We start from the raw sequence: 2,861 nt of genomic DNA, 5'->3' as shown, positions 1-2,861 counted from the left end.
GAGGTAGAACAGGACGTCGTCCACCGGCCGGCCAAGCCAGGCCTGGTAGGCCGCAAGAGCCGCAGGATCGTTGCCGACATAGACACTCAGCGCGGTCATGACATCCTGGCTCGCGATTCAGCTCGTGATCGCCGACCAGAACGCCGCGGAATGACTGACGAGGTCTTAAGCCCTGCTGGTTTTCATCTTCGGATCGTGCCGAAATTTTACTCAAGGTTGCTTCGGACCGTGCAGGCGTGGCGGTCCTGCCACGCGCGGTCGGCCCGCGGCGCCGATCCCGCGCCCCCGGGCGGGCCCGGCACCGGCGGGAGGGTGGTCAGAGCCGTTCCGCGAGCGCGCCCAAAGCCGCCGGGACGCTCGGGTTCGAGGCCCCGGCCCTGGGCTCCTCGGAGGCCGTCCGGAGCAGCCGCAGGAGCTTCTCCCGGTCGAGGGATTCGCGATCGGACAGGCAGTTGACGATGACCTGGAGGGCGTACTCGATCGCGACGATCCGCGCCTCGAGCTCTCTCTGCTTCGTTTCCATCCCGGGCTCCTTCCTTCTTGTGCCGGGATGGTAACCGGGCGGCGCGGCGGCGCAGCCTGTTTTTTCGCGTGGTCTGGTCTGCATCCCCGGCCCGTGCCGGGGCGTCCCGACCGCCGCGCGGCCGCTCAGGCGTCGTTCTCGCGATAGGCGGCCGCCTCCTCGGTGTCGAAGCCCGGCCCGTCGCCCGGGGGCATTGGCGCGGTCATGGGCGCGGTGTCGGTCGCCGGGTCCCTCCGGCCCGCCGCGACACCCGCCGCCGGCGCGTCTCCGGGCCGCCTCGGGGGCGCGTCGTGCGGGGCGCGCTCCGCATCGCGGGGGTCCTCGCCCGGATGTCCGGTCCTGCTCGGCCTGTCGGGCATCGTCGCCTCCTCGGGAGGGATCAACGCGCGGCCGCGCGGCGGGTTCGACCGGGGCGGGCAGGGCCGTCCGGGCGGGTTCGGATCGGGAGCCGCAGGAGGCGCCGGCACAAAGCCGAGGCGCGGCCAAGGCGCGGGGCGTTCAGCCGCTCGGCCCGACAGCGTAAAACCGCACGGATACTGGTGGAGGAGAGGGTGCTGGCTCCCCGAGCAGGACTCGAACCTGCGACAAAGCGATTAACAGTCGCTTGCTCTACCAACTGAGCTATCGGGGACCACGGCCGGGTGTCTACACATCGCGGATGCCGGGCGCAAGGGTGCTTGTGCGGGTTGTTTGACGATTCCGTCACAGGGCGGGCGCCCGCCGCGCGCTCCGCCGGCGGACCGGACCGCGCGAGAAACACCGTTGCCCAGGCCGCCATGCCTCTGCTAGAGACCGCTCTCCCCGTGCCGGCCGCCCGGCTCGGGGGGAGCGTGCGGGCCCGCGGGGCCGGCCGCCGGACGGCCTCGTGGCGGAGTGGTTACGCAGAGGACTGCAAATCCTTGCACGGGGGTTCGATTCCCTCCGAGGCCTCCACACTTCAGAGCCATGCTCATTCCTAGGACCGAGCGCGGGCCTGCGGGCGCGTCGCGGCGTCGTGCGGATCCGGGCGCTCGCGAGGCCGGCGCGAGAACCTTGCCTTTTTCCGGCCGATCCACGACAACCCGCCAGCTTTGAGCGCCGCCCCGCCCCGCCCCGGGCGCGCGGGACGCGCGGCGCGCTGACCGACAGGCGTCGAGGGAACACGGCCACCATGCTCGATTACGCGCAGGCGCGACGCCTCATGGTCGATTGCCAGCTCCGGACCTTCGACGTGAACGACATCGCGGTCCTCGACGCGTTCGACGCGGTCCCGCGCGAGCGCTTCGTGCCGCCGGGCCGGGAGGATTTCGCCTATATCGACCAGACCCTGCGGCTCGGCGGGGCGGACGGCGACGCCCGCTTCCTGCCGGCCCCGATGGTGCTGGCGCGCATGATCCAGGCGCTCGCGATCGAGCCCGGCGCCCGGATCCTCGATGTCGGGGCGGGCTACGGCTACGCGGCCGCCCTCATGGCCCGCCTCGGCGCCCGCGTCGTGGCCCTGGAGCCGGTGCCGGGGCTCGCGGCGGCCGCGCGCGAGCGGCTCGGCGGCACGGCCGAGATCGTCGAGGCGCCGCTCGCCGCGGGGGCCGCCGGGCACGGGCCCTACGACGCCATCCTGGTCGAGGGGCGCGTCGAGCTGCGCCCGCAGGCCCTGCTCGACCAGCTCAAGGACGGCGGGCGCCTCGTCTGCGTGATGGGGCGGGATCGCTCCGCCAAGACGACCCTGTTCGTGCGGGCGGGCGACGCCTTCGGCGCGCGCCCCCTGTTCGACGCCAACCTTCCGGGCCTCGCCGCCTTCGCGGCCGAGGCGGGCTTCTCCTTCTGAGGCCGCCGGGCCGGGGCTGATTCCCGGCGCCCCGCCGGATGGCGGGCAGGCAGGCCGCTTGCCCGGACCGCCGCCGGGTGCTTCCGTACGAATCGTGACATTCGGCGCATGGATTGCCGCGTGCAGCCCGGCTTGCAACGCCCGATCTGCAAAGACCGGCCGAATACCTGCGTCGCGAGTGTCGCCTTTTTGCGGCACCCCGTCACGATTCTTCGGCTCGGACCCCCGCGCCCCTGGGCCGCGAGGTTCAAGCTCGGCTAAAGTCGGCGCTAGGGCGGGCTTAACCGGATCGCGCGTAGTCCCGCGCTACAACCGTCGCGAGACGGAAAATCCGGTTCCTTCGAGAAACCGCAAGGGCTGATCGACGTGAGAAGACGCAAACCTGCGACGCGCACCGCGCTTCGGCTGGCCGCCGCCGCCGGCATCGCGGCTGCCAGCCCGGCCTGGGCCGAGACGCTGGAGAGCGCGATGGCGCGCGCCTACGGGGGCAACCCGCAGCTCAATGCGGGCCGCGCGGGCGTGCGGGCGACCGAC

General features: G+C 72.7%; 3 protein-coding genes and 2 tRNA genes. 2 read left to right on the top strand and 3 right to left on the bottom strand.

The genetic code is table 11. The annotated features are described in order from the left end of the window. Nucleotides 1–316: 316 nt before the first annotated feature. From WDW90_RS36035 to WDW90_RS36025, 3 genes are all read right to left on the bottom strand, one after another. Entirely contained in the window at nucleotides 317–523 is a 207-nt protein-coding gene (locus WDW90_RS36035; RefSeq protein WP_336492540.1) for a hypothetical protein, read from the bottom strand. 125 nt (nucleotides 524–648) lie between these two features. Continuing rightward, nucleotides 649–882 carry a hypothetical protein gene (locus tag WDW90_RS36030; RefSeq protein WP_336492539.1) on the bottom strand — a complete coding sequence of 78 codons (234 nt, stop codon included), beginning with the start codon at nucleotides 880–882 and terminating at the stop codon, nucleotides 649–651. Nucleotides 883–1,078: 196 nt separating this feature from the next. Beyond that, a tRNA-Asn gene (locus WDW90_RS36025) sits at nucleotides 1,079–1,154 on the bottom strand. Between the two features lie 228 nt (nucleotides 1,155–1,382). On the opposite strand from WDW90_RS36025, the gene WDW90_RS36020 reads away from it, so the two are divergent. After that, a tRNA-Cys gene (locus WDW90_RS36020) sits at nucleotides 1,383–1,456 on the top strand. Nucleotides 1,457–1,673: 217 nt separating this feature from the next. Beyond that, entirely contained in the window at nucleotides 1,674–2,327 is a 654-nt protein-coding gene (locus WDW90_RS36015) for a protein-L-isoaspartate O-methyltransferase family protein (RefSeq protein WP_336492538.1), read from the top strand. Nucleotides 2,328–2,861 lie beyond the last annotated feature (534 nt).

Source organism: Methylobacterium nigriterrae, assembly GCF_037106235.1.
GTDB lineage: Bacteria > Pseudomonadota > Alphaproteobacteria > Rhizobiales > Beijerinckiaceae > Methylobacterium > Methylobacterium nigriterrae.
Note: the sequence above shows the minus strand (reverse complement) of the source record. Positions and strands in the feature narration are given on the sequence as shown.